A 25,656-nucleotide genomic window follows, 5' to 3' on the forward strand; every position below is an offset into this window, starting at 1 on the left:
TTGTTCCTCCAACCATAATCTTATAAATAATTAAGCCATGTCGAAAAGTGTAGCCGACCAATTAGTTGAGATGCTGGCTAATGCCGGTATTAAAAGAATATATGCCGTAACCGGCGATAGTTTGAACGAAGTGAATGACGCTGTAAGGCGCGAAGGGAGCATCCAATGGGTGCATGTGCGTCATGAGGAAGCGGGGGCTTTTGCAGCCAGTGCCGAGGCACAGCTAAATGGCTTTGCCTGTTGTGCGGGCAGCAGCGGCCCGGGTCATGTGCATTTGATTAACGGGTTGTATGATGCGCACCGTGCCGGGGCACCGGTTATAGCCATCGCCTCTACCTGTATGACGCCTGAGTTTGGCTCTGAGTTTTTCCAGGAGACCAATACTATTAAACTTTTTGATGATTGCAGTTATTACAATCAAATAGCCACCACACCAGCGCAATTGCCGCGTATGCTACAGGCCGGGATACAATACGCGTTGAACAAAAAAGGTGTTTCAGTAATAGGTTTGCCCGGAGATATCACCAAAATGGATGCTGAAGATATTACCACTTCACTTAAAACTTACAGTCCGGTTGCAGAGGTAAGGCCATCAGAAAATGATCTGAAATACCTGGCTGCATTAATAAATCAACACAATAAAATAACTATTTTTTGTGGGATAGGCGCTGCGGATGCACATGATGAAGTGGTAGAACTTTCACAAAAATTGAATGCACCGGTTGGCTATTCATTCAGGGGTAAAATGGGTATACAATATGGTAATCCGAATGAGGTGGGCATGACTGGTTTGCTGGGTTTGCCTTCAGCTTTTCACAGCATGCACGAATCGGATTTGCTGATATTACTAGGAACAGATTTTCCATATACCCAGTTTATGCCTGTGAAATGTAAGATTGTTCAGGTTGATATAAAACCAGAGCGTATAGGCAGGCGGGCAAAAGTGGATATAGGTTTGCATGGTTCGGTAAAGGATACAGTGGCGGCTTTATTGCTTTTGGTTGATCAGAAAAAAGATGACAGCTTTTTACATGCGCAATTGAAATTTTATGAGGAAGTAAAAAAGCACTTGCATACTTACGTAGATAATACCGGCCGAAAAGAGCAGATCCACCCTGAATTTGTAGCGGGTGCTTTAAATAAATTAGCTGCTCATAATGCCATATTTACAGTCGACACGGGCATGTGTTGTGTTTGGGGGGCACGTTATATTGAGGCAACGGGCAAACGTGAAATGATAGGCTCATTTAATCATGGGTCGATGGCCAATGCCATGCCGCAGGCTATCGGCGCTGCTTTGGCTTGTCCTGGCAGACAAGTGATAGCTTTATGTGGTGATGGCGGGCTGTCCATGTTATTGGGCGACCTGGCCACGATTGCGCAATACGAATTACCTATTAAGATCATTGTATTCAACAATCGCTCATTGGGCATGGTTAAGCTGGAAATGGAAGTCGCAGGATTGCCCGATTGGCAAACCGATATGGTAAATCCGGACTTTGCGATGGTAGCTAAAGCTATGGGCATTAAGGGAATAACTGTAAAAGATCCTGATGATGTTGAACAGGCTTTGCAGGAGGCCTTAATGTTTAAAGGTGCGGCTTTGGTTAATATTATGACTGATCCTAACGCGTTAGCTATGCCGCCAAAAATAGAGTTTGAACAGGTGAAGGGGATGGCGTTATCAATGACTAAATTGGTATTGAATGGGCGTATGGATGAAGTGCTGGATACGCTTAAATCTAATTATAAGCATTTAAAGGAAGTTATTTAGATAGAGTGATTAGTTTTAAGTTTTAAGTAATGAGTTTTTATCAAGTGATGAATTGTGAATAAGGATTTAGTCTATTACTCAAAACTCATGACTATTTAACCCACCACCCCGAATTTAACGGCCCTTTAACTTCAGTAGGTTTGCCGGGTTCGGGTATAAACAGATCTATTTTTTTCTCTTTGGTATATTGAAGCAGGCGTTCTATTGGCTCGTACCATGCATGTGGTGCAAGGTTGAATGTGCCCCAGTGGATTGGCATCATTAACTTGCCTTTTAGTGCCAGGTGCGCGTTTGAGGCATGATCGGGACCCATGTGTATATCGGGCCAGTATTTTCCATAGGCACCAATCTCAAGCATAGTCAGATCGAATGGCCCGAATGCATCTCCGATGTCTTTAAAACCCGGAAACCATCCAGAATCGGCACCGAAAAAGATGTTATGATTTGAGGTTTTTATCACAAACGAGGCCCATAGTGTTTCGTTGCGATTGACAATTCCACGACCCGAGAAATGCCTGGCCGGGGTGGAGGTTAAAACACAGTCCTGGGTAATCATTTTACTATCGCCCCAATCCAGTTCTGAAATGTATTTTCTGGCTATGCCCCATTTTTCCAGGTAATTGCCTACCCCCTTTGAGCAAAAGAAAGGGATAGTTTTATCAGCAAAAAATTTAATGACGTTTTTGTCCAAATGATCGTAATGATCGTGTGAGATCAACACTGCATCCAGAGGTGGCAATTCGTTCAACGGCAAAGGCGCTTCGAAGAAACGTTTTGGTCCCATAAATGAAAGAAAAGAAGCACGCTCGCTCCATACCGGATCGGTCAGAATGCGTACCCCGTCAATTTCAATTAGCAGGCTCGAATGTCCAATCCAGGTAATCCTTAAACCGCTGGCCGGATCTTTTTTATAAACCGAAGTATCTGTTTTAAACAAACCTAATGTTTGTTTTGGGGTATTTTCTGCACTGTTATTGATGTATTCCCTTAGTATGGGGATCATTTTATCAAAGCCGGCTTCATCAGTAGGAATAGGATTCAAATATTTACGTCCGTCTTTATGGGCATGTTCAAAACTCATATACAATTATCGTTATAATGCTGACCAACGTTATACAGCGAGCAAAAGTTTATAATAAGATGACCCTTTTGTCATTCTGAACGTAGTGAAGAATCTTCTGCGTTTACTAAGTATGCGCTATACTTTCCGACGTAAAGTACTGATGAAGAGGATTCCTCGCTCTCGCTCAGAATGACAATCCCCTGTTTTGGCTATCTTCCGAACATCTATCAGGAGTTTTGACTACTTAAAAAACTCAATTGTTATTTGGCAAAATTCCTGTAAAGCAGCAGGTAAAGTATCCTGATCATAAGGGTGTTTGCTGTTAAAAGTGTGGTCAGCTTTTGGAATGATGATGAGTTTGGCATTTGGTTGCGCAGCTTTTAATTCTTCGGCATGACTGACAGGCACTGAGGTATCATCATCACCATGAATAATGAGCCAGGGTTGTTGTACAGCTGCGGCTTTTTCAGTGATGTTTAGGCGTGAAGGGTGGGCATCTAAGTCGTACAGTAAGGTTGACTTTAATGGCATTTGCTGCCCGGTGCGTGAATTGTGCGAATACATAATGCCCTGCATTTTCCATTGTTCTTCTGCTTCTTTGGGCCATAGGTTGCGGAAACTGGAAATAGATGCCATAGTAACCAGTTTGCGAATCCGTTTATCTTCGGCAGTTTTTACGATACTGATACCACCGCCCATGCTATGACCAATCAGATTAACGCTATCTGCAGCCCGCATAGATGATCCGTTACAGGCAAAATCAATCACCGCTTTCAGGTCTTCGAGTTCTATAGAGAATGTATTGTCACTAAAAGCGATCAGGTCGGCAAAATCCAGTGGTTTATCGGGAGTGGTACCATTATGAGAGAAATTGAATTTCAGATAACGAAACCCATTCTCAACGAAAAGGCGGGCTACCATGTTATGCGTTCCCCAGTCTTTGAACCCTTTAAAATCATGGGCAAAAATTACAAGTGGCGCTTTTGGATTTTGATCGTCGTAGGTCAGGTCCATCAGCATGTTTCTGCCTTTGGCGCCGGGGATAGTGTATGTTTCTTTTTTGATCATTTAAGTTAAAATGCAATCTCAGTTACTGTAATGTCCGTTTTTTTAACAACCACTGTACCTGCAAATAAATCGCCCAACCTTTGAAATTTAGGTGTATTACAGATACAAATCAGGGCAGGTATTCCGTAAAAGAATATATCGATCAAGTCAATAATCCGGCGTTTGAAAGCGTCACCTAAAGTAAGTTTTTCAGCATTTGTTTTTACAACAGTTAGTTTGCAAATGTCGTGCCCGGGAGTAGCACCATTAAAGGCTTCTAAAACAACAAAATATATAAACCAGAATATCGGTACCAGGAAAACAGTCCACCCGGTTACTTCAGATCCACCATCGCTTTTTGCATCACCAAATGCAGATACATAGATATAAAACAATATAAAATAGATGCCATAATCTATTAATGTGGCCAGTATACGTAATCTGATATATCGTTTAGGTTCTACTCTGCGTATTTGCATCGTTGTAAATATATTGCCTAAATGTAAGTAATGTCTTTTAAACCTTTCGCCTTTTACCTTTCACCTTTTTAATATGCCACGACGCCCATAAAATCAACAAAGGCTGCAAAATAATCAATCGTACCCACGCAATAAATGGCGTCACCGTGAGATCGCCTAGTTTTAAAGGCGCATTGCCAATCATAGTAATATGTACCGGTAAAAAAGCAATCAGCATTAATATAATACCCCAGGCTGCTAAAGTCCTGGTTTTTGGGAATATGAGTAACAGGCCAAATAATAGCTCGAAGCAGCCCGCAAGTATATTTACAAGTAATGGGCATGGTATGTAATGAGGGATAATGCGGTAATACGACTCCGGGTTACGGAAATGATTGATGCCTGCAACCAAATAAAAGAGGATAAGGATAACGAGACTGATCTTTTTGATAGTTTGCACGGTTCAATATAATAATATAACACTGTTGCCTGATTAATCGTATGAATTAAATATAGTTTTAACCGCTGTAAGGTCAATTATTTATAAACATTCTAAATTGACGTGTTTGACAAAGTCTTGACACTGAAAGCGCTTAATCCTACTACTTTTGTTGGGTCAAAATTTATACTGCTTTGAAGTATTTAAAAGTTATCGCTTTTACGCATAAACAGATCGAGCTGAAAGAATTGGGTAAGTTGGTGATCTGCCAGGAAAATCTGACTGATAAACTTCGACGGGTTAAATCACAATTTGACATTCCGGAAATATTCTATTTGGCTACCTGTAACCGCGTGGAGTTTATAATGGCTTCCAACCAAGTTGTAGACAAAGCTTTTGCTGAACATTTCATCAATGCACTTGAAATAGGTCTGTGCCCGGCGCATATGGACGTATTTATGCAGGGCGCCAGCATTTATGAAGACCAGGAGGCATTGAACCATTTACTGCGTACTTCGTGCTCGCTGGAGAGTATGATTGTGGGCGAAAAGGAGATCTTACCACAGATGCGTAAGGCTTATGAGCAATGCAAGGGTGAGGGCCTTACCGATGATTATCTGCGAATGGTGATGAACACCGTTGTCAAAACTGCCAAAGAAGTTTATACCAATACCAATATCTCCCGCAACCCCATCTCTGTTGTTTCCCTTGCCTACCGTAAGCTTAAAGAACTTAAATTGTGTACCAACGCCCGTGTGCTGATCATCGGGGCAGGCGAAACTAACCGCAATATTTCTAAATATCTGCAAAAACATAAGTTTACAAACTTTGCCGTTTTTAACCGTACCATATCAAAAGCACAGCAGTTGGCTAGTGATCTGGGTGGTGAGGCATTTGAACTGGAAGATTTAAAAACCTATAAAAAGGGTTTTGACGCGATCATCACTTGTACCTCTGCGGTGCAGCCTATCATCACTACAGAGATCTATAAAAGTTTGCTTAACGGGGAAACTGACAGAAAGACCATCGTCGACCTGGCAATCCCGAATGATACTGCTCCTGAAGTTTTAACGGAGTTCCCGGTAAATTTTATCGAGGTGCATTCGCTGAACGAGGTGGCAAAGAAAAACTTACAGGAGCGCTACCAGGAACTGGTGCATGCCGAAAAGATCATCGAACAAAATATAGCCGAATTTATCCCCCTTCTTAAACAGCGCCGAATTGAAGTAGCCATGCGCGAAGTGCCCGAGAAGATCAAAGAGATCCGCAACACTGCCATCAATAGCGTATTTGCCGATGAGGTACAGGGTATGGACGAGCAATCACGCGAGATATTGGAAAAAGTGATCAACTACATGGAGAAAAAGTACATCAGTGTACCGATGATCATGGCAAAGGAGATATTGATCAATAGTTGATTTTCACAAGAATTTTATTGAATTCAGATTTGTCATTGCTGTAAGGGTTTAGTAATTCGATGACAGAATCAGGTATTTTTATTTGTTGTTTAGGGAGACCATATCGATAGGTTTTTTGCCATTGATACCCTGATGAGGTCGCTCCCAGTTGTAGTAAACGAGGTATTTTAGGAGTTCATCTTCTAGTTCTTCCAAACTGTCAAAGTCTGTTTCCTCAATAAGGTCTTCTTTAAGTGTACGCCAGAAACGTTCCACCTTGCCGTTGGTTTGTGGGCGGTAAGGCTTCATGTAACGTCGTTTAATACCTGTTTCTACCAGCATTCTTTCAAATGGATGATTGTGCTTATTCTGGCTAATAGCTGTACCAAACTCAGGGCCGTTGTCGGCAATAAGTTCTTCGAATTGTATGCCGAACTCCTGTTTGAGCCTCTGCATACAGCGCATAGCTGTAAACATGGTTGTTAAAGCGGTAATGTCTCCCATCACTTCTGCCCAGGCCAGGCGGGAATAATCATCTATGACACACAGCAGGTAAAGGTTCCTATGCTGACCTCTGATAACACTTTTACTTAAGTGATGGCAGTCAATATGTCCTAATTGGCCCATACGTTCCTTGATGATCTTTCGCTTTACTTCTTTATCAGTCGCCGTTAACCGGTTTTGATGATGTCGCTTCAGGATATTATACACCCCTGACGGAGACGGTGTAAATTTATCTGATTTTTGTTTAAGCTGACTGGCGATCTCAAACTTATTGCAGCCCCGCTGCCGCAGCATCAATACCTGCTGTTCATCCGCATCAGAGGGTCTGCGGGTCTGATACTTCGGCCCGCGTTTACCCGGAAGCAGATCATCCGGATTCCCGGATTGTTTATAGCGGTTATAATACTTCAGGAAACTGCGCCTGTCTGTATGATTGGCTTCATAAAACTCTTTCGCCAGTTTATACTTAGGGTGATGGCCTAACTTTACCTGTTCATAATCGGCAATCAGTTGGCGGTAAGTCTGTAAATAGTTCCTCTTTAATGTCAGATCATTTGTATTGATTCGCATAACGCTTAACTTTAAATTATATAAAGCTAATTCTGTTACCGAATTATCTGACCTTTACAATTGCGAGCGATAGCGTGGCAATCGCAAACTATGCATCTCCGCCCTGTACGATTCGCGATTGCTTCGTTCCTCGCAATGACATTTTTTATTTAGCTCACCTTTTTTTACCTCGTTTCGTCAGCTAATCTTCAAATACTCAATTAATAATTAAATCATATCTATAAAAAGTTAAATTTGCTGTGCAATTAACGATCACTTGGATAGAAAACTGATAATCGGAACACGCGGTAGCGAATTGGCGCTATGGCAAGCTAATTTTGTAAAAGACAGGCTGGCAGAAAACAATGTTGCTGCTGAACTGAAAATCATTAAAACCCAGGGCGACCGTATCCTAAATTTGAGCTTTGATAAGCTGGAAGGTAAAGGTTTTTTTACCAAAGAGCTTGAAGAAGAATTATTGGCAGGTACTATTGATTTGGCTGTGCACTCGCACAAGGACCTGCCCACTGAAAACCCTCCGGGACTCATCATCGCAGCAGTTTCAGAAAGGGAAGATCCTTCTGAACTGTTGCTGATCTTGAAAGACTGTGTGGATGTTCGTCAGAAAATGTCATTGAAATATGGTGCTACTGTAGGTACTTCGTCTAACAGGAGGAAAGCACAACTACTGGCGTATCGTCCTGATTTTGAAGTACAGGATCTTCGCGGTAATGTGCCTACCCGGATAGGTAAACTTCGCGACGAGAAATATGATGCGATTATGATCGCTAAAGCAGGTGTAACCCGTTTAGGCATTGATCTGAGTGAATTTCATGTAGAGGAACTGACCCCAATTGAACTGATACCCGCGCCTGCACAAGGTGTTTTAGCTATACAAATACGCGAAAGCGACCGGGAATTATTTGATATACTCCAGGTTTTGAATCATCCCGATGTAGCTGAAGGTTTGGCAGTTGAACGTAGTGTTTTAAAATTATTCGGTGGGGGTTGTCATTTGCCTTTGGGCTGCTATTGCCGTAAAGAGGATGGTAAGTACCAGGTATTCACCTCAAAAGCGGAAGAAGGGGATGAGTTTCCTGACAGGTTGTTTTTAGAATCAGATACTACCGAGGGCATTGCAGAAAAAGTGGTTGCCGCGTTCGATAAGAAGAAAAAAATGCCGTTAAGCGTATTTATTTCGAGGGAGCTTTCTCCGCAAAGTTATTTTCGCAGGGCCATCGAAAAACATGGTATCCGCATAGAAGATCGCTCCTTGATAAGAACGGTGCGCATCATCAATAAACTTGATCCTTATATTTTACGGGATATCGACTGGATATTTTTCTCGAGCAAAAATGCGATAGAATACTTTTTTCAGTTAGAGCCGAGATTATCTAAGCATGTAAAATTCGGAGTAATGGGCGCTGGCTCGGAAGAAGCATTACGCCTTAATGGCTATTTTACAAATTACACCGGTTTTGGGATAGATACCGTAGACGTAGCAAAGGATTTTGCACAAATAGCTAACGGGAAAAAAATCTTATTCCCCGGTTCTGAAAACTCTATGCGCAGTATCCAGCAGGGCTTATCGCCAGATACTAAGATCATCGACCTGCCTGTTTACGAAACCGTGCTGGAGGAAAATGTAGAAGGCAGCGGTGCTGATGTATTGGTGTTCACAAGTCCATCAAACGTACAAGCTTATTTTGTAGACAATCTTTTGATCCCAGGCCAGAAAGTTATCGCCATAGGCAAATCAACCGGCAGGAAATTTGACGAGATGGATACAAAATATGTACTACCATACGCACCGGATGAAGTTGGACTTGCCGCAGCGGTCTTTGGCTTAAGCAGTTAATAATTAGTAAATCATATTCAGGTAAATCCTAAAGTATCATGCTTGTGACATTTTTTTGAAAATGCCAATTTTTAGGAGACTGCAATGATGCTTTGAGGGGCCAATACTTATATAAATTGTTTACGTTTCTATAACTTTGTCAACTCTACCGGAAAGGTGATCCTTCACGATAGAAATGTTTAATAAACAATGCTACAAAGACCAAGAAGAAACCGAAAAAGCGAGGCTATACGCCAGATGGTGCAGGAGACGCACATCAGCGCGGCCAATTTAATATTTCCATTATTTATTATTGAAGGTGAGAATCAAAAGAGCGAAATAGCTTCAATGCCAGGTATTTATAGGTATTCGATAGATAATTTGCTGCGCGAGGTGGAAAGCTGTATGAATATAGGTTTGAAGTCGTTTGATCTTTTTCCAAATATCAGCGAAGAACTAAAAGATAAATACGCTACCGAGAGCCATCGCGAAGAAAACTTGTACCTGCGTGCGATTGCACAGGTAAAGAAAAACTTCCCTGAAGCTTGTGTGGTAACAGACGTAGCCATGGACCCTTACAGCAGCGACGGGCATGATGGTATTGTAGAAAATGGCGAGATATTGAACGACGAAACCCTGGAGGTTTTGGGCAAAATGGCTTTGGCGCATGCAAGGGCCGGGGCTGATATCATAGCCCCATCAGATATGATGGACGGGCGCGTAGGACATATTAGGAATGTGTTGGATGAGAATGGTTTTAAGCATGTATCCATTATGTCATACACTGCTAAATATGCCAGTGCTTTTTATGGGCCGTTCAGGGATGCATTGAACTCGGCACCTAAATTTGGTGATAAAAAGACTTACCAGATGAATCCGGCTAATCAACGTGAAGCATTAATAGAGGCTGATCTGGATGAAGCTGAGGGGGCAGATTTCCTGATGGTGAAACCGGCTTTGCCTTATTTGGATGTGATCAAACTATTAAAAGATAATACTGAATTACCGATAGCTGCATATAATGTAAGCGGAGAATATGCAATGGTCAAAGCGGCCATACAAAAAGGCTGGCTTAACGAGCAACGTGCTATCACCGAAGTGCTTACCAGCATCAGGCGTGCAGGGGCAACAGCGATACTAACGTATCATGCTAAAGAGGTGCTGGAGAATAAGTGGTTGTAAGAAGGTTTTACGTAGGACGTTATACGTTATACGTTTGGGTTAAATAGATAATAAAAATAAAAAACGTATTACGTAAGACGTATCACGTAGAACAAATATAAAATGTTAGATTCTATAAAAAAGATATTTTCAGGTGAGGGTGATGAGCCGGTAAATGCAACTGGTAAAACTGATATCCATAGGGGGAAGTCGGCTGAGTTGTATGAGAAGGCCAAAACATTTTTCCCTGGTGGTGTAAATTCACCTGTACGGGCTTTTAAATCTGTATACGGTACACCGCTTTTTATTGAGAAGGGTGATGGCTGCCATGTATGGGATGCCGATGGTAACCAGTTTATTGATTTTTGCTGCTCATGGGGGCCGCTGATCCTGGGTCATAACAATGCTAAAGTGCGTGAAAAAGTAACCGAAGTAATGCAAAAGGGCATGTCATTCGGTGCGCCTACAGCTTTGGAAAATGAATTGGCTGAATTGATATTGAAGCATAACAAATTCATAAAAAAATTGCGTTTTGTAAGTTCGGGTACTGAAGCGGTAATGTCTGCCATAAGGCTTGCCCGTGGTTATACCCAACGCGACAAAATATTAAAGTTTGAAGGCTGTTATCATGGTCATTCTGATTCGTTGCTGGTAAAGGCAGGTTCAGGATTGGTCACTTTTGGTGAGACTTCTTCGGCTGGTGTCCCAAAGTCATTTGCTGATGAAACTATTGTGGTTGCTTTGAACGACAAGGAAGCACTACAAAAAGCTTTTGAAGAATTTAAGGATCAGATAGCCGCTATTATTATTGAGCCTATCCCGGCAAATAATGGATTGCTTTTGCAGGATAAAGAGTTTTTGCAATATCTGCGAGACATCTGTTCACAAAACGGTTCACTATTGATATTTGATGAGGTGATCTCTGGTTTCCGGGTTGGTTTTGAAGGCGCTGCCGGATATTACGGTATTAAGCCTGATATTATTACATATGGCAAGATCATCGGTGGCGGTCTGCCGGTAGGTTGTTATGGAGCATCAGCCGAGATCATGGATAATATATCTCCTGTTGGCTCAGTTTACCAGGCGGGTACTTTATCGGGCAATCCGGTTGCGATGGCTGCTGGGATAGCCCAGTTAAGTGAGTTGTTGCGCATGGGTTTTTACCGCGACCTGAACAATAAAACGGAAGAATTTACTGAGTCGATACAGCGTTTTGCTTCGGCACGTAATTATAAATTTAAAGTGTTTAGTATTGGATCGATATTTTGGTTTGCCTTTACAGATAAAGAAAAGATCAGCAGGGCAGATGAGATTGATCCGGCAAGTATGGAGAAATTCAAAAAAATGCATCGCGAATTGCTTAACAGGGGCGTTTATCTTGGGCCTTCGGGTTATGAAGTTGGATTTATTTCATCGGCTCATAATAAGATTGACCTGGAGAAAGCAAAACGCGCTATATTTGATAGTTTAGATTTAGTATTCAGGGATAAATAGTTCACACTATGCAAGTTGAAATGAAAAGACCATTCGTGATTTTTTATGCGCTCATTATTTACGCAGTTGCCGAACTGATATGGTGGGGATATATGCTGGTGAGTTTGCAGCCACAACGCACGGCTATGATACTGGGCGAGGGGAGCATGTTCATTTTGGTGTTTACCGTTGGTGCTATTAGTCTGCATAAATCCATCAAAAAGGAGCGCAAATTACAGGAGCAGAAAAAGAACTTCCTGCTGTCTGTAACACATGAGTTGAAATCGCCTTTGGCTTCGATCAAACTATTGCTGCAAACTATCCAGAAACGTGACCTGACCAAACAGCAGGTGCAGGATTTCATTGGCAAATCGTTATTGGATATTGAACGACTGGATGATATGGTAGAGAACATGCTGCTGGCATCAAAAATTGATAACCGCTCTTATACATTCCCGAAAGCCAATTTTAATTTGTCGGTATTGGTTGATAATATTGTTAACCGCCTGCAATTGAACAAATGCGATATAAATGAGCAATTGATCAATGCCGAGATCGAGCCTAAAATAGAGATGACAGGCGATAAATTCGCTTTAACATCTGTAGTAACTAACCTGATCGAGAATGCTATAAAATACTCTGGCCCGTGCGAGATTGTTGACGTGAAACTGTACTCGAGAGAGGGTAAGATATTTTTAGCAGTTGCCGACCACGGGATAGGGATAGCGGATATTGAAAAAAGCCGTATTTTCGATAAATTCTACCGTGTGGGCAGCGAAGATACCCGCAATACAAAAGGTACCGGGTTAGGTTTGTATATTGTGAAAGAAGTGCTGGATAAACATGAAGCCAGCATAAAAGTCAAGGATAATAAGCCTTCCGGAAGCATTTTTGAAGTTGTTTTTACATAATAATAACTTATACGTAGGACGTGCTACGTTATACGTATTTATCAATTCTATAATAGTATTTCAAACGTATTACTTACAAGGTAATACGTAAAACACATTTGTAAACAGACTTAATACAATATTAAATCACATGCTTAATAAAAAAAGGATTTTACTGGCCGAGGACGAAGATCATCTGCTGGAAGCAATAAAATTAAACCTCGAGCTGGAAGGTTACAAGGTAACAACTGCCAACAATGGCAAAAAAGCGTTACAAAAATTTAAAGAGGAGCGTTTTAACCTGGTGATACTGGACGTAATGATGCCAGAAGTAGACGGCTTTGTAGTGGCCGAAACCATCCGGTTGGAAAACTCGGAAGTGCCGATCATGTTCCTGACTGCCAAAAATACCAATGAGGATAAGATATCAGGTTTAAAAAAAGGTGCTGATGATTACCTGACCAAGCCTTTTAACCTTGAAGAGTTGATCCTGCGGGTGAATAACCTGGTAAAAAGAGCATTGAAAGGAGAAGAATTAAAAGAGTTTAACAGCTATAAGATTGGTGATAAAACCATTCATTTTAACTCGTTTGAGTTGGTAAATGGCGACAGCTCTATTACCCCACTAACCAAAAAAGAAACCATGCTGCTGAAACTGCTGATCGAACGCAGGAATGACGCAGTATCGCGTGAGCAAATTCTGGAAACGGTGTGGAATTATGATGTGTATCCATCAACCCGCACTATCGATAACTTTATCCTGACCTTCCGTAAATATTTTGAACCTGATCCTAAAAACCCGGTTTATTTTCATTCAATTCGCGGCGTGGGATATAAGTTTACGGATAACCAGCACTAATTAATGTTCAGTAATAAAGCACGGATATTTGTTATAAGTATATTCGCTATTATGCTGGTATTATTTGCTTACCAGCGTGTTTACCAGCTTGCTGCTTTTTGCTTGATGATGATCGTAATGATCATACTGGAGTATTTTAAACAAGGTACGCTGGTGCTGGCGGCCAAATATTATCACCTTAAAGATTATACGCGGACCGAAGAATTACTGAAACAGATCAGAAAACCCGAGTGGCTCAACAAAAAGCGCCGGGGATTTTATGAATACATGATGGGCGGTATCAGTTTGCAAAAGCAGGATTTTGACGCTGCTGAACGCCATTATGAACTGGCCACACAATTTCCGTTACGCACGCTGAACGACCATGTGGCTGCGCTGGTGCATGTGGCTAATATCAGTATCAGGCAGGGGAAATATGACAAGGCTGAGGCCTTTTTACAGCTTGCGTTAAAAGACAAAGACAAGATTACAGCAAAAATGCTGGCGGTGATAGACCGTTTAAAGCAGGAAATAAAAAAACACTGAGAAAAGAGTCAGGAGCCAAGAATCAAGAGCCAAGATTTTGAAATTTCTTGAATCTTGATTCTTGACTCTTGGTTCTATAAAGAAATATGAGAGATTCGTTATTAATAAAGGCAGCATTTTCGGAGAATACAGAGCGGCCACCGGTATGGATGATGAGGCAGGCCGGTCGCTTTATGAAGGAGTATTGGGATATTAAGAACAAATATTCTTTCCTCGAAATGTGCAAGACACCGGAGATCGCAGCAGATGTAACGATGTTGCCCGTGAATTTGCTGGGTATTGATGCTGCTATTCTATTTTCAGATATATTAGTTACTGGTGAGGCTATGGGCGGTGATTTGAGCTTTACGCAAAATGTGGGCCCCAAATTTGCCAATCCAGTACGTAACCAGGCTGGGGTTGATGCTTTGCAAACTGAAGTGGGTGATAAGCTGCAATACGTTGCTGATGCTATTAAAGTGATACAGCAACGCTTAAATGGCAGTATCCCGCTTATCGGTTTTGCCGGTGCGCCATTTACGGTGATGAGCTATTTGGTTGAGGGCGGCTCTTCAAAAGATTTTAAACTGACCAAATTGCTGATCCATAATCAACCTGAATTGGCTCATCAATTATTATCAAAAATTGCCAAAGTAACAGTTGATTACCTGAACATGCAGATAGCGGCCGGTGTAAATGCTGTGCAGATATTTGATAGCTGGGCGCAGGCACTGGCATGGGATGATTACAAAGAATTTTCGCATAAATATATTGCGGAGATCATCAGTAAGTTGAACCGCAAGGATATCCCTGTGATATCTTTTTGTAAAGGTAGTTCGGTTTTTGCACCATTAATGGCAGAGGCTAAACCGGATGTAATTTCAATAGACTGGAATGTTGACCTGCTGGATATTAAAAGGAGATTGCCGCATGGTATAGCCGTCCAGGGTAACCTTGATCCGCATATTTTGTATGCTGATAAGAAGGTGATCAAGGAAAGAATATACCGCCTGTTTGATCGCATGAAAGGCGAGAATGGATTCATATTTAACTTAGGTCATGGCATTATGCCGGATATCCCTTTTGAGAATGTGAAGTATGCGGTAGAGATAATAAAAGAGTACCCCCCAGCCCCCTAAAGGGGGAGTTCGTAAAGTAGTGGGGTTTTATATAAATTATTAAAAAAATTCCCCCTTCAGGGGGTTAGGGGGTATGTATCAATATATATTAGCCATACACATCATTTTTGTAGTCTGCTGGATGGCGGGGTTGTTTTATATTGTGCGTTTGTTTGTCTATCATACCGAAGCACAATCAAGGCCCGAACCGGACCGTAAGATATTATCAGAGCAGTTTGTCATCATGGAGCGCAGGCTTTGGAATGTGATCGCTATTCCTTCGATGATACTGACTGTAGCTGCGGGTATCACAATGATATGCCTTGTTCCCGGATGGTTAAAACAGCCCTGGCTACATATCAAGCTTTGCTTTGTTGTGGGGTTGCTGGTTTATCATTCTATCTGCCAAAGCAAAATAAAACAAATGCGTTATGGTCTGTTCACCTGGTCGTCCACCCATCTGCGTATCTGGAACGAGGTAGCTACTATATTTTTGTTTGCTATTGTTTTCCTGGCAGTGATAAAAGATGGCATTAGCTGGATCTATGGCACTGTCGGGATCATCATTTTCTCTATGATCCTTATGTCGGCAGTGAAGATATATAAGTATTATAGGATGAAGAAGTAGTTATTTAAAAGCCTCTTCATCAAATTCTATTTTCCCAATTAGATTAGTTATTTGTTTTTGATTCTCAATAGCAATAAATAATTGGAGCGCCTTTTCAATCAATATTGTTTCATTTTCAATACCACTAAGCTTTTTCGCTTTTGTCATCAAATCATCGTTTATTTCGATACTGATTTTCATGAATATTGATTCTAATAAGAATAATTAGGTAATTATCCCTTCATGGAGATCGTGAATAGGGAATATCAAATCAAAATCATTCCAGTTTAAATTGCCATCACTTATTTTAAATTGTTTAAAGAGAATTTCATCCCGGTATTTTGAGATAGAGGGATGAAGGGACTTAAATAGAAATGATTTAAAATCAACTAGTTTTTCAGCCCCATCATTAAAGGAAATCCTGATAGCATAATCTCCAATATACTTGGCAGATACAATTTCTATTATATCTTCTGATAAGGAATCATTATACTCTTGAATAATTTTCATTTTAATTTCTTAGTAATTCTTTCAAACTCAACGTCTTTGTGATAGACAAAATAGTCAACCCATTTTTGGACAATCTTATCAGCGTAAACTTCTAAAAATTTTTCAAAATCTTTAAGTTTTGCCCCTTTCAAGGGCTTTCTATCTTTTACTAATTTAATTCTTATTTCTGAAATTTCACCACCCACAATGTAAAATTCTGCCTTGCTCTCAAACGAATCATGGGTGGCATGTACGTGAATGGGCTCGTGCTCATTAGAATAAAAGAAAATTATTATTCCGAGATATTCAAATATTTTTGGCATGATTAAATCTAATAAACTTTTATTTTACTTTCTGTACCCCAATTAATGCACTTGCCCTTATCTCATGCGAATCTATACTATAGAAATAAATTATTCCTGCTTGTAAATAACACCATCCTTCATCACCAGTTTTACTGCTTTAACAGCTTTGATATCTTCAGCAGGATTACCTTGTACTGCTACAAGGTCAGCCAGGTAGCCGGGTTTTATATCACCTACGCCTTTCATTTTGAAAACTGATGCGTTCACCGATGTGGCTGATCTTAAAACATCCAGGACCGGCATACCGTACTCAACCATCAATAGCATTTCGCGGGCATTATCGCCATGAGTGAATACGCCAACGTCGCCACCCATGCAGATAGTCACTCCGGCTTTCATCGCCTCAGTGAAAATGTATTTTTTGCGCCTGATCAATGCATTATCATGATCTATCCCTTTTTTCCATCCATGAAAATAGGTAGAATACGCCTCAGTAGCTGCGAGTGTCGGGCACAGGGCAATGTCTTTATCTTTCATCATTTTAAAAAGCTCAGGGTTTCCCCCATCGCCATGCTCAATGGTGGTTACTCCCGCGTTTATAGCTCTGCGCATTCCTTCGCTCGTGCTGGAATGTACAGCCACTGTTCTTCCACTGCTTTTTGCAACTTCTACGGCTGTTTTTAATTCTTCTTCAGTAAAAGTTGGTTCTGAAGCCCCATTTACACCCCATCCATAATCTGCATAAATTTTAACCACATCGGCGCCATGCCCTATTTGTGAACGTACTACATGTGTTATCCCTTCTACACCGTCTGCTTCTTCGCCGCCCTCAATAATAGTATTCTGATCCACCACATTTTTTGGTCCGTAGCTGCCAGTGGCTACAATGGCACGTGTGGCCACCATCATCCTCGGTCCGGGAATGATGCCTTTGTCGATAGCGGTTTTCAGCCCTACATCATCATAGCCTGCACCTTCGGTGCCCAGATCACGTTCCGAGGTAAAGCCAGCCATCAACGTCTCCCGGGCGTGCACAACTGCTCGTGCCGTACGCTCAGCGCGGCTTTCTTTCAGCACCTGGTCGTCCCATAGTGTTTCATTGTAGGGGTGCAGGAATAAATGAGAATGTCCTTCTATCATTCCCGGCATCAGGGTCATCCCTTTTAGTTCGATAATTTTAACAGATGCAGGGATTTTAATACTATTTGCCTCCCCAACAGATTCAATATGATTCCCGTTTACGAGTACCCACCAGCCGGTATGTATTTGTTGTCCATCAAAAACACGGTCGGGTTTTAAAAGGGTATAGGTGTCGGTTGTTTTGTTTTGGGCTGAGAGATGACCGGTAAATAGTATGCAGCAAATAACATAAATTAATTTTTTCATAAAAATTACTCTCCGGCTTCTTTAAGGGCGATTGACTCTAAAGCAGCGGATATTCTAAAATTGGTTTGCTTGATCTTGTTTAATAAAGGCTTGATGGAAGGAATCACTCCATTTAATTTGGCCCTAATAATTACACCTATGGTACCGGTAATCAAAATGCCTAACCGGTCGGCTAATATCCTGGCTTGTAAATCATCAAGTATAATGGTACTTCCCGGGATTTCTAATGCTAGTGTTATGGCACTCGCCTCACCCTTATCAATCTGTAATTCCAGTATTTGTTGTTTCTGATGATCTTTTGGAGATTTGATAATCACCCAGTCGGGTAATGTTTCTGCGAATTCAAGGGCGATATCCGGAGTAGTGGTTATGGTATTATAAACCTTTTTTAGTAGGTCTAACTCGTTTATATTGGATAAAATTATAAGGCAACTTGTATCTGCAATTACAACATCAGGCATTTTTTACATCTTTAGTGATATCTGTTGCCGCATGGTTAAATATGGATGTGCCGTAGTTTCCTAATAGTTCAGCAAAGGTCCGTTTTGTAAGACCTGCAACTTCGGCGGCTTGTCCAAGAGAAAGTTTCCCCTTTTCATATAAGCTGGCAGCTAATAGCATTGCGGCTTCTTTTGAATCCACATTTGCTGAGTCAGGTATGTTCAAAGTAATTACTTTCATAATCAAAAATAACTAAAAATAATTTATAACCCATGCAACCAATTGCCTTTACTTCTCATCTTACTTTTAAGTGATGTTTTTTGGAGCACCAGTACACAATTGAGAAACTGATAGAAAGGTTGTAATTGTTTTAGATGTTATAGAAGTTAAACTAATTGGCTTTTGATTTTTAAACCTTTACAACTCTTTCAACAACTACAATCTTTCTAACAACTACAATCTTTCCAACTATAGCTTATCTTTGTTTTAATGGTCACTTCTTTTTTAAAGGCAATTTCAGTAAGCAAAGCATACCCGGGCGGCGGTGGTGTAAAGAATATAACACTTGATATAGAGCCCGGACAAATTACCGCGATCATAGGCGCAAGCGGAAGCGGTAAAAGCACTTTGCTCAGCCTGCTTTATGGTCTGCAATCGCCCAACAGTGGCGAGATTCGTTTTAAAGACGAGCGTGTTTGGGGGCCCGGAGAAAAACTGATACCGGGTCATGATGCCATGAAGATGGTTACCCAGGCCGAGGATGATCTGAATCTGTTTGCCAAGGTAGAAGATAACGTATCCGTGTTACTGCCAAATACCAACCTGCAGGCTAAAAAGAATAAAACGGAAAAGGTATTAAAGCAACTTAATATGTTGCATCTTGTCGATAAGCGTGTAGCCGACCTGAGCGGTGGGGAAAAGCAGCGTGTGGCAATAGCCCGCGCGTTGGTTACACAGCCCGAAGTGCTTTTATTGGATGAGCCATTTAATCAGGTGGATACTTCCTTTAGGGATGGATTACAGGATGATATCAGGCAGATAGTAAAGGATACGGGGCTTACCGTAGTAATGGTATCACATGATCCGGGCGAAGTATTATCTATGGCCGATATGTTGTTGGTGCTAAAGGATGGCGAGATAATTGAAGCCGGGAATCCTAAAAAACTATACAATGATCCGCATTACTTGTACACTGCGCGACTGCTTACTAATTGCAATGTGCTCACTACAGAAGAAGCAACGATATGTGATATAAAGGCCAATAAAACTCATGTAATGCTATACCCCGAATGGATAGAGGCTCGTGATGGCTGGGGTGGCAGGCACTGGACAGTAAAACAGGTGCTGTTTAAAGGGTTTTATGAAGAGTTGCTGGTTGAAAATGACGGCGTAACATTACGCATACTCAATGGCCACGGCGGGAAATATATCGAAGGGAGCAAAGTGAAATTGAAGATAGGGCGGCATTTGGAGTATTAAAGGAAGTCGGATTGCGGAGGTCGGAAGTCAGACAAATTTAACTTAATTGACCTATTGAACGATAGTGAAACATCTCCTTCGCCCATGCTTATCTGCCACTTGTCACTCTAAGAAGATGCTTCGTTCCTACCCACGACATCCTTTTACACCAAATACTCAAACAAAGTCTGATCTCTGTTCAGCTCAATAACTTCGAAACGCTGTTCTTCCATACGCTGTAATAAGGCAGGATAATCTTCGGCTGATTTGAGTTCGATACCTACCAGGGCAGGGCCATTTTCTTTTTCGGTCTTTTTGATGAATTCGAAGCGGGTAATATCATCATCAGGGCCTAAAACGTTATTTACAAACAATCTTAAAGCACCGGGACGTTGGGGGAAGCGAACGATGAAATAATGCTTTAAACCTTCATAGAGCAGGGATTTTTCTTTGATCTCCTGCATACGGTCGATATCATTATTGCCACCGCTGATGATACAAACTACCTTTTTACCTTTCAGCTTGTGCTTGTACAGATCCAAAACTGCTACTGAAAGTGCGCCGGCAGGTTCAACTACAATAGCATCCTCATTGTATAGTTTTAGTATGGCGGTGCAAACTTTACCTTCAGGTACAAGCAGCATATCGTCCAGAACCTCGCGGCAAATGGGGTAGGTGAGTTCGCCAACTCTTTTTACGGCAGCTCCATCAACAAAACGGTTGATTACGGGAAGTGTTACGGGTCCGCCTTCATCAAGGGCATGGCGCATGGATGGTGCGCCTTCTGGCTCAACGCCGACTATCAGTATGTTTGGATTATGTTGTTTCAGGTAAGTCCCTGCACCTGCAGCCAAACCGCCACCACCAATGGGCATTATCACAGCTTCGACATCAGGCAGGTCTTCCAGTATCTCAACACCGACGGTTCCCTGACCGGCAATGACCTCGTAATTATCAAAGGGTGGGACGAAGGTCATGCCGTTAGCTTCGGTGTAGGCCAGAGCCTCCTTTAGGCAATCATCAAAAGTATCGCCTGTTAATATGATCTCTATACTCCCGTCGCCATGCATTTCGGTTTGTGATATCTTTTGACGGGGTGTGATCTGCGGCATGAAGATAACACCCTTAGTACCCAGTTTCCGGCACGAAAAAGCAAAGCCCTGCGCATGATTGCCTGCACTAGCGCAAACTACACCACGGCTCATCTGGTCGGCACTTAGCTGACTGATCATGTTGTAAGCGCCACGCAGTTTATAGGAGCGTACTACTTGCAGGTCCTCGCGCTTCAGATATACTTTGCAGCCGTAACGGTCGGACAGGCGCTGATTAAATTCTAGCGGGGTATGTTTTACGATTCCTTTTAAACGCTCGTATGCTGAATCAAAATCGAGTTGATCCTTAGTTTGGGAAGCCATAATTTTTGAGCTTTATGATGAGTCAATTGCAGCAAATCGCCTATTGACTCACCCGGTCTTTGCTACGCTCGACCACCCTCTCTCCGCTGCGCGGAAAGAGGGGTCTATGTGATTTTTTATTTCCTTTCTCTATGTAGTAGAGAGGCTGGGGGAGTCAGTTACTGTTTTACCAGGTGGCTCACTACTAAACCATGCAGATCGCCATCAGTGATATCCAATTTATTATCGGCCAATGTTAAAAAGCGGTGATAAGCACCTGCTAATTCATCTTTGTCCAGTTTATAACCCAGTCTTTCCAAATGGAATTTAAGGGCGTGGCGACCGCTGCGGGCTGTAAGCACAATGGTAGCACTTGGGAAACCGACATCTTCCGGTTTAATAATTTCGTAGTTCTCACGCATCTTCAGGAAACCATCCTGGTGTATACCGGAGCTGTGCGCAAAGGCATTAGCCCCAACAATCGCTTTATTAGGCTGCACCGGCATACGCATCTGCGAGCTTACCATTCGGCTGATCTCGAAGATCCTTTGCGATTGTATATTAGTGTGTAAACCGAGACTCTGGTGGGTTTTAAGGATCATCACCACTTCTTCTATGGAAGTGTTACCGGCACGTTCGCCGATGCCGTTGATGGTGCCTTCTATCTGGCGTGCGCCATTTTGTAATCCGGCGATGGAGTTGGCAGTAGCAAGACCGAGGTCGTTATGACAATGTACGGAGATGATGGCCTTGTCGATATTTTTTACGTTCTCTTTAAGGAAACGAATTTTGCTTCCGTATTGATCAGGCAGGCAGTAACCGTTGGTGTCAGGTATGTTTACCACGGTAGCACCTGCCGCGATGACCGCCTCTATCATTTTTGCCAGGTATTCCACATCGGCTCTGCCGGCATCTTCGGCATAAAACTCGATGTCTTCTACAGCACGCTTTGCATATTTTACGGCTTCAACGGCACGTTCCAGAATTTCTTCGCGTGTGCTGTTGAACTTATGTTTGATATGCATATCAGACGACCCGATACCGGTATGGATACGCGGATGTTTGGCATATTTCAACGCCTCAATAGCCGAATCGATATCCCCTTTGTTGGCACGGGTAAGTGCACAAACAGTAGGATTTTTCACAGCTTTTGATATCTCTACCACGCTCTGAAAATCACCCGGACTTGATATCGGGAAACCTGCTTCTATAATATCTACACCCAATGCTTCCAGTTCACGGGCTATCTCTATCTTTTCGGGTGTGGTCAACTGGCAGCCCGGCACCTGCTCGCCATCGCGAAGCGTGGTATCAAAAACATAAACGCGGTTGGGATCGTGTAACATTTTTTTAGATTTGAGATGTGAGATATTAGATTTGAGACAAGGTCTTGTCTAATATCTACATCGGTTAACAATATTTAATTTATTAATATATCAATTTTGTGTGATCCGGATATAAAATCTCATATCTCAAATCTCACGTCTCATATCTCTATTATATCTCTTTCACAGCGACAAATCGCAATCTTTTATAATCAGCGTACCACTGGCCATTCACTTCGCAGGTGGGTTGCAGCAGGTCGGTAATTTCATTTAGTATTTGTGGCAGTTCAGCAGCCGGCACCTGTTTAAACAACGAAGAGCCAAACATATTGAACCATTTGACCATACCGTCGCGACCGTCCTGCAATAGGGTGGGACGGTCGAAATGAGTGGCAAAAGTCACCCTGAAACCATGTGTTTCCAGTTTGGTAGCATATTCGGCTGTCGACGGGTAATACCAGGGGTTAATGTCCCCGCCTTTATTGTAACCATGCTTTTTGAGCACAGCTGCCGTGGCAGCTAACATCAACCGATTATTGCCTTTGCCGCCAAACTCGCCTACGAAACGGCCGCCAGTTTTAAGCGTATTATAAACGCTTGTGATCACGCCATCGGCATCATGTATCCAATGTAAAGTGGCATTGGTAAATACGGCATCGAAGGGTTCGTTAAAGCTGAAATTGGCACCATTGGCGACGCTGAAATCCAATTCTGGATATTTAGCTTTTGCTTTCCCGATCATTTCCGGCGATGCATCAATACCGACAACATCTGCACCTTGTTCCTGTATCTGATTAGCCAGGTCACCTGTGCCGCAACCCAGATCAAGGATGCGCTCGCCGGGTTTAACATCCAGCAAAGCAAGCACGCCCTCACCATATTGTGATACAAAAGCGTGTTTACCGTCATATAATTCAGCGTTCCATTTCATGTTAGTCATTTGTCAATGGTCAATAGTCATTGGTGGATGGCGTATAACCTTTCAACTTTCCAATATCTTATAATTCATTTGCACATCTGCATATTTGCACATCCGCACATTTACAAGTATTCCAACACCTTTTTGCCCATGGCTGCGGTGCCTAATATTTTAGCTTTATCTGTGTTGCTGTCAGCAATATCACCTGTGCGGTAACCTGCTTTCAGGGTTTTATCAATTGCTGAGGTGATGCGTTTGGCTTCTTCTTTCAGTCCAAATGCAATTTCGTACATCAGCGCAACGGATAGGATGGAGGCCAGCGGATTAGCTTTATCTTGTCCTGCTATATCATGTGCCGAACCGTGGATAGGCTCAAAGAAACCTGTGCCATCACCAATTGATGCTGATGCCAGCATACCCATTGATCCAGCAATCTGCGATGCTTCATCAGTGAGGATGTCACCAAACAGGTTGGCAGTTACCACAACGTCGAACTTTTTAGGGTTCTTTACCAATTGCATGGCGGCATTGTCTATGAACATGTGCTCGGTTTCAACATCAGGATATTCCTTTGCTATTTCCTGGACCACTTCACGCCACAGGCGTGAGGTTTCCAATACGTTTGCTTTATCCACAGAGCATAATCTTTTGGTGCGGGACCTTGCCGCTTCATAAGCTTTACGGGCGATGCGCTCTACCTCATAACGGTTATAGTTCATCAGGTCGGATGCGAAATCTGCCGTACGTTTTTTCTCGCCGAAATAGACGTCACCTGTTAGTTCGCGGAAGAACAGGATATCAGTTCCTTTTAAAATCTCAGGTTTCAGGCTGGATGCGTTTAGTAACTCATCAAACAGCATGATCGGACGCAGATTGGCATACAAGCCCAGTTCTTTACGGATCTTTAATAAGCCCTGCTCCGGTCTTACTTTTGCAGAAGGATCATTGTCATATTTGATATGACCAACTGCGCCAAATAAGATGGCATCACTGGCTTTAGCTTTGGCAAGCGTTTCATCAGGCAAAGAAGTGCCGGTAGCCTCAATAGCTACATGACCCATAATAGCCTCATCGAATGTAAACTCGTGGCCAAATTCATTGCCGATCTTTTCCAGTACAGCTTTACCCCAGGTAGTAACCTCGGGGCCTATGCCATCACCGGATATTACTAATATGTGTTTTTTTATTCCCATTTAGCCCCCTAACCCCCTAAAGGGGGTATTTTTAATTTTTAGTATTGTTATTAGTTTAATTATTTCCTCTACGTCCTCTATAATTATTCCCCCTTCAGGGGGTTAGGGGGTTTCGAACTTTTCTATTAATTGTTTGTTGCTCAAAATATAATCAATATCATCATAGCCGTTGGTTAAACAGGCTTTTTTGTAGGCATTGATTTCGAAGCTTTCCTGTTCGCCGGTGGCGGATATTTTGATGATCTGCTTTTCAAGATCAACTTCTAACTCAGCGTGCGGATCAGCAAAAACAGCGTCAAATATTTTCTTCAGGAAATCATCACTTACTACTACAGGCAGCAAGCCATTGTTTAAGGCATTACCTTTAAAAATATCAGCAAAAAAGCTGCTTACCACTACGTCAAAACCGTAATCGGCAATAGCCCAGGCTGCATGTTCGCGGCTGCTTCCGCAACCAAAGTTTTTACCTGCTACCAATATCTTGCCCGAGTAAGTAGGATGATTCAGAACGAAATCCTGTTTCGGGTTATCGTTCTCATCAAAGCGCCAGTCGCGGAACAGGTTGTTGCCAAAGCCTTCGCGGGTGGTTGCTTTTAAAAAACGTGCCGGGATGATCTGATCCGTATCGATATTTTCTATCGGTAAGGGCACCACGGTGGATTGTACATGTTTAAATATCTTTGTCATTGGTCATTGGTCAATTGTCATTAGTCATTAGTCATTGGTCAATCGTCATTAGTCAATTGTCATTGGGATTAACCTTTTACCTTTATACTTTCACCTTTAATAGTAATGTTCAACAGTTGGAAAAGGATCATAAAAATGATGCAATAAACTTTTCCATTCCTGGTATTCTTTCGATCCTCTGAAGCTTTCAGTATGATCGGTTAGCTTTTCCCACTCGACCAGTAAAATAAACCGGCTTGTATTCTCAATACACCTTTTTAATTGATGCGAGATATAGCCAGTCATTTTAGAGATGATATGTTGGGCTTTTGAAAATGCTTTTAGAAAATCATCTTCCAAACCCTGTTTTACATCTAGTATAGCTACCTCCAACACCATA

At 42.0% G+C, this 25,656-nt stretch carries 28 protein-coding genes; 11 read left to right on the forward strand and 17 right to left on the reverse strand.

All coding sequences use genetic code 11. The features are described from left to right. Positions 1-37 precede the first annotated feature (37 nt). Positions 38-1,774 (forward strand): thiamine pyrophosphate-dependent enzyme, encoded by a 1,737-nt coding sequence (locus ACPPVU_RS06465; RefSeq protein WP_426670869.1) that lies wholly within the window; start codon positions 38-40, stop codon positions 1,772-1,774. Positions 1,775-1,865: 91 nt separating this feature from the next. On the opposite strand, the gene ACPPVU_RS06470 is transcribed toward ACPPVU_RS06465, so the two are convergent. The 4 genes from ACPPVU_RS06470 to ACPPVU_RS06485 all read right to left on the reverse strand — a co-directional run bounded on the left by ACPPVU_RS06470 (position 1,866) and on the right by ACPPVU_RS06485 (position 4,802). Beyond that, on the reverse strand, positions 1,866-2,855 hold the full coding sequence (locus ACPPVU_RS06470) for an MBL fold metallo-hydrolase (RefSeq protein ID WP_426670870.1): 990 nt from the start codon (positions 2,853-2,855) through the stop codon (positions 1,866-1,868). Between the two features lie 222 nt (positions 2,856-3,077). Next, positions 3,078-3,905, reverse strand: coding sequence for an alpha/beta hydrolase family protein (locus tag ACPPVU_RS06475; RefSeq protein ID WP_426670871.1), 828 nt, complete (start codon positions 3,903-3,905; stop codon positions 3,078-3,080). Positions 3,906-3,910: 5 nt separating this feature from the next. Beyond that, positions 3,911-4,363 carry an RDD family protein gene (locus ACPPVU_RS06480; protein WP_426670872.1) on the reverse strand — a complete coding sequence of 151 codons (453 nt, stop codon included), beginning with the start codon at positions 4,361-4,363 and terminating at the stop codon, positions 3,911-3,913. 37 nt (positions 4,364-4,400) lie between these two features. After that, positions 4,401-4,802, reverse strand: coding sequence for a DoxX family protein (locus ACPPVU_RS06485; protein ID WP_426670873.1), 402 nt, complete (start codon positions 4,800-4,802; stop codon positions 4,401-4,403). A 173-nt stretch (positions 4,803-4,975) separates the two neighbouring features. On the opposite strand from ACPPVU_RS06485, the gene hemA reads away from it, so the two are divergent. Beyond that, a complete protein-coding gene (gene hemA, locus ACPPVU_RS06490) occupies positions 4,976-6,199 on the forward strand; it encodes a glutamyl-tRNA reductase (RefSeq protein WP_426670874.1) in 1,224 nt (407 codons plus the stop codon). A gap of 78 nt (positions 6,200-6,277) precedes the next feature. Here hemA and ACPPVU_RS06495 read toward each other — a convergent pair whose 3' ends face one another. Further along, positions 6,278-7,252: an integrase core domain-containing protein gene (locus tag ACPPVU_RS06495; protein WP_426667237.1), complete on the reverse strand. Its 975-nt coding sequence runs from the start codon at positions 7,250-7,252 to the stop codon at positions 6,278-6,280. Positions 7,253-7,508: 256 nt separating this feature from the next. On the opposite strand from ACPPVU_RS06495, the gene hemC reads away from it, so the two are divergent. From hemC to ACPPVU_RS06535, 8 genes are all read left to right on the forward strand, one after another. Then, a complete protein-coding gene (hemC, locus tag ACPPVU_RS06500; protein WP_426670875.1) occupies positions 7,509-9,089 on the forward strand; it encodes a hydroxymethylbilane synthase in 1,581 nt (526 codons plus the stop codon). A gap of 189 nt (positions 9,090-9,278) precedes the next feature. After that, positions 9,279-10,250, forward strand: a complete 972-nt coding sequence (gene hemB / locus ACPPVU_RS06505; RefSeq protein WP_426670876.1) for a porphobilinogen synthase — start codon at positions 9,279-9,281, stop codon at positions 10,248-10,250. Positions 10,251-10,352: 102 nt separating this feature from the next. After that, positions 10,353-11,723: a glutamate-1-semialdehyde 2,1-aminomutase gene (hemL, locus tag ACPPVU_RS06510; RefSeq protein WP_426670877.1), complete on the forward strand. Its 1,371-nt coding sequence runs from the start codon at positions 10,353-10,355 to the stop codon at positions 11,721-11,723. Positions 11,724-11,743: 20 nt separating this feature from the next. Then, entirely contained in the window at positions 11,744-12,613 is an 870-nt protein-coding gene (locus ACPPVU_RS06515; RefSeq protein ID WP_426670878.1) for a sensor histidine kinase, read from the forward strand. A gap of 130 nt (positions 12,614-12,743) precedes the next feature. Further along, positions 12,744-13,451 carry a response regulator transcription factor gene (locus ACPPVU_RS06520; protein WP_426670879.1) on the forward strand — a complete coding sequence of 236 codons (708 nt, stop codon included), beginning with the start codon at positions 12,744-12,746 and terminating at the stop codon, positions 13,449-13,451. A gap of 3 nt (positions 13,452-13,454) precedes the next feature. Further along, positions 13,455-13,976, forward strand: coding sequence for a tetratricopeptide repeat protein (locus ACPPVU_RS06525; protein ID WP_426670880.1), 522 nt, complete (start codon positions 13,455-13,457; stop codon positions 13,974-13,976). Positions 13,977-14,062: 86 nt separating this feature from the next. Continuing rightward, positions 14,063-15,094 (forward strand): uroporphyrinogen decarboxylase, encoded by a 1,032-nt coding sequence (hemE, locus tag ACPPVU_RS06530; protein WP_426670881.1) that lies wholly within the window; start codon positions 14,063-14,065, stop codon positions 15,092-15,094. 73 nt (positions 15,095-15,167) lie between these two features. Beyond that, positions 15,168-15,701, forward strand: a complete 534-nt coding sequence (locus ACPPVU_RS06535) for a CopD family protein (RefSeq protein WP_426670882.1) — start codon at positions 15,168-15,170, stop codon at positions 15,699-15,701. On the opposite strand, the gene ACPPVU_RS06540 is transcribed toward ACPPVU_RS06535, so the two are convergent. The 6 genes from ACPPVU_RS06540 to ACPPVU_RS06565 all read right to left on the reverse strand — a co-directional run bounded on the left by ACPPVU_RS06540 (position 15,702) and on the right by ACPPVU_RS06565 (position 18,541). Beyond that, positions 15,702-15,881, reverse strand: coding sequence for a type II toxin-antitoxin system VapB family antitoxin (locus tag ACPPVU_RS06540; RefSeq protein ID WP_426670883.1), 180 nt, complete (start codon positions 15,879-15,881; stop codon positions 15,702-15,704). Positions 15,882-15,905: 24 nt separating this feature from the next. Then, positions 15,906-16,190, reverse strand: coding sequence for a DUF2442 domain-containing protein (locus tag ACPPVU_RS06545; RefSeq protein ID WP_426670884.1), 285 nt, complete (start codon positions 16,188-16,190; stop codon positions 15,906-15,908). Continuing rightward, positions 16,187-16,492: a DUF4160 domain-containing protein gene (locus ACPPVU_RS06550; protein ID WP_426670885.1), complete on the reverse strand. Its 306-nt coding sequence runs from the start codon at positions 16,490-16,492 to the stop codon at positions 16,187-16,189. Before ACPPVU_RS06550 ends, ACPPVU_RS06545 begins: the two co-directional genes overlap by 4 nt. 90 nt (positions 16,493-16,582) lie before the next feature. Beyond that, a complete protein-coding gene (locus ACPPVU_RS06555) occupies positions 16,583-17,860 on the reverse strand; it encodes an amidohydrolase family protein (protein WP_426670886.1) in 1,278 nt (425 codons plus the stop codon). Positions 17,861-17,865: 5 nt separating this feature from the next. Continuing rightward, positions 17,866-18,321 (reverse strand): DUF3368 domain-containing protein, encoded by a 456-nt coding sequence (locus ACPPVU_RS06560; protein WP_426670887.1) that lies wholly within the window; start codon positions 18,319-18,321, stop codon positions 17,866-17,868. Next, positions 18,314-18,541, reverse strand: coding sequence for a UPF0175 family protein (locus ACPPVU_RS06565; RefSeq protein ID WP_426670888.1), 228 nt, complete (start codon positions 18,539-18,541; stop codon positions 18,314-18,316). The genes ACPPVU_RS06560 and ACPPVU_RS06565 overlap by 8 nt, the downstream gene beginning before the upstream one ends. Before the next feature lie 249 nt (positions 18,542-18,790). Between ACPPVU_RS06565 and ACPPVU_RS06570 the strand changes: the two genes are divergently transcribed. Further along, positions 18,791-19,780 carry an ABC transporter ATP-binding protein gene (locus ACPPVU_RS06570; protein WP_426670889.1) on the forward strand — a complete coding sequence of 330 codons (990 nt, stop codon included), beginning with the start codon at positions 18,791-18,793 and terminating at the stop codon, positions 19,778-19,780. A 143-nt stretch (positions 19,781-19,923) separates the two neighbouring features. Here the strand turns inward: ACPPVU_RS06570 and ilvA are convergent, their stop codons facing one another. The 6 genes from ilvA to ACPPVU_RS06600 all read right to left on the reverse strand — a co-directional run bounded on the left by ilvA (position 19,924) and on the right by ACPPVU_RS06600 (position 25,655). Beyond that, positions 19,924-21,174 (reverse strand): threonine ammonia-lyase IlvA, encoded by a 1,251-nt coding sequence (gene ilvA, locus ACPPVU_RS06575; RefSeq protein WP_426670890.1) that lies wholly within the window; start codon positions 21,172-21,174, stop codon positions 19,924-19,926. 158 nt (positions 21,175-21,332) lie between these two features. Then, positions 21,333-22,499, reverse strand: a complete 1,167-nt coding sequence (locus ACPPVU_RS06580) for a 2-isopropylmalate synthase (RefSeq protein WP_426670891.1) — start codon at positions 22,497-22,499, stop codon at positions 21,333-21,335. A 151-nt stretch (positions 22,500-22,650) separates the two neighbouring features. Next, positions 22,651-23,409 (reverse strand): class I SAM-dependent methyltransferase, encoded by a 759-nt coding sequence (locus ACPPVU_RS06585; protein WP_426670892.1) that lies wholly within the window; start codon positions 23,407-23,409, stop codon positions 22,651-22,653. Positions 23,410-23,519: 110 nt separating this feature from the next. Next, entirely contained in the window at positions 23,520-24,584 is a 1,065-nt protein-coding gene (gene leuB / locus ACPPVU_RS06590; RefSeq protein ID WP_426672185.1) for a 3-isopropylmalate dehydrogenase, read from the reverse strand. Between the two features lie 108 nt (positions 24,585-24,692). Next, a complete protein-coding gene (gene leuD / locus ACPPVU_RS06595; RefSeq protein WP_426670893.1) occupies positions 24,693-25,277 on the reverse strand; it encodes a 3-isopropylmalate dehydratase small subunit in 585 nt (194 codons plus the stop codon). 96 nt (positions 25,278-25,373) lie between these two features. Beyond that, the gene (locus ACPPVU_RS06600) at positions 25,374-25,655 is read right to left on the reverse strand and encodes an antibiotic biosynthesis monooxygenase family protein (RefSeq protein WP_426670894.1); all 282 of its coding nucleotides are present in this window, start codon (positions 25,653-25,655) and stop codon (positions 25,374-25,376) included. Position 25,656 lies beyond the last annotated feature (1 nt).

Origin of the sequence: Mucilaginibacter sp. McL0603 (assembly GCF_049992945.1) — a bacterium.
GTDB lineage: Bacteria > Bacteroidota > Bacteroidia > Sphingobacteriales > Sphingobacteriaceae > Mucilaginibacter.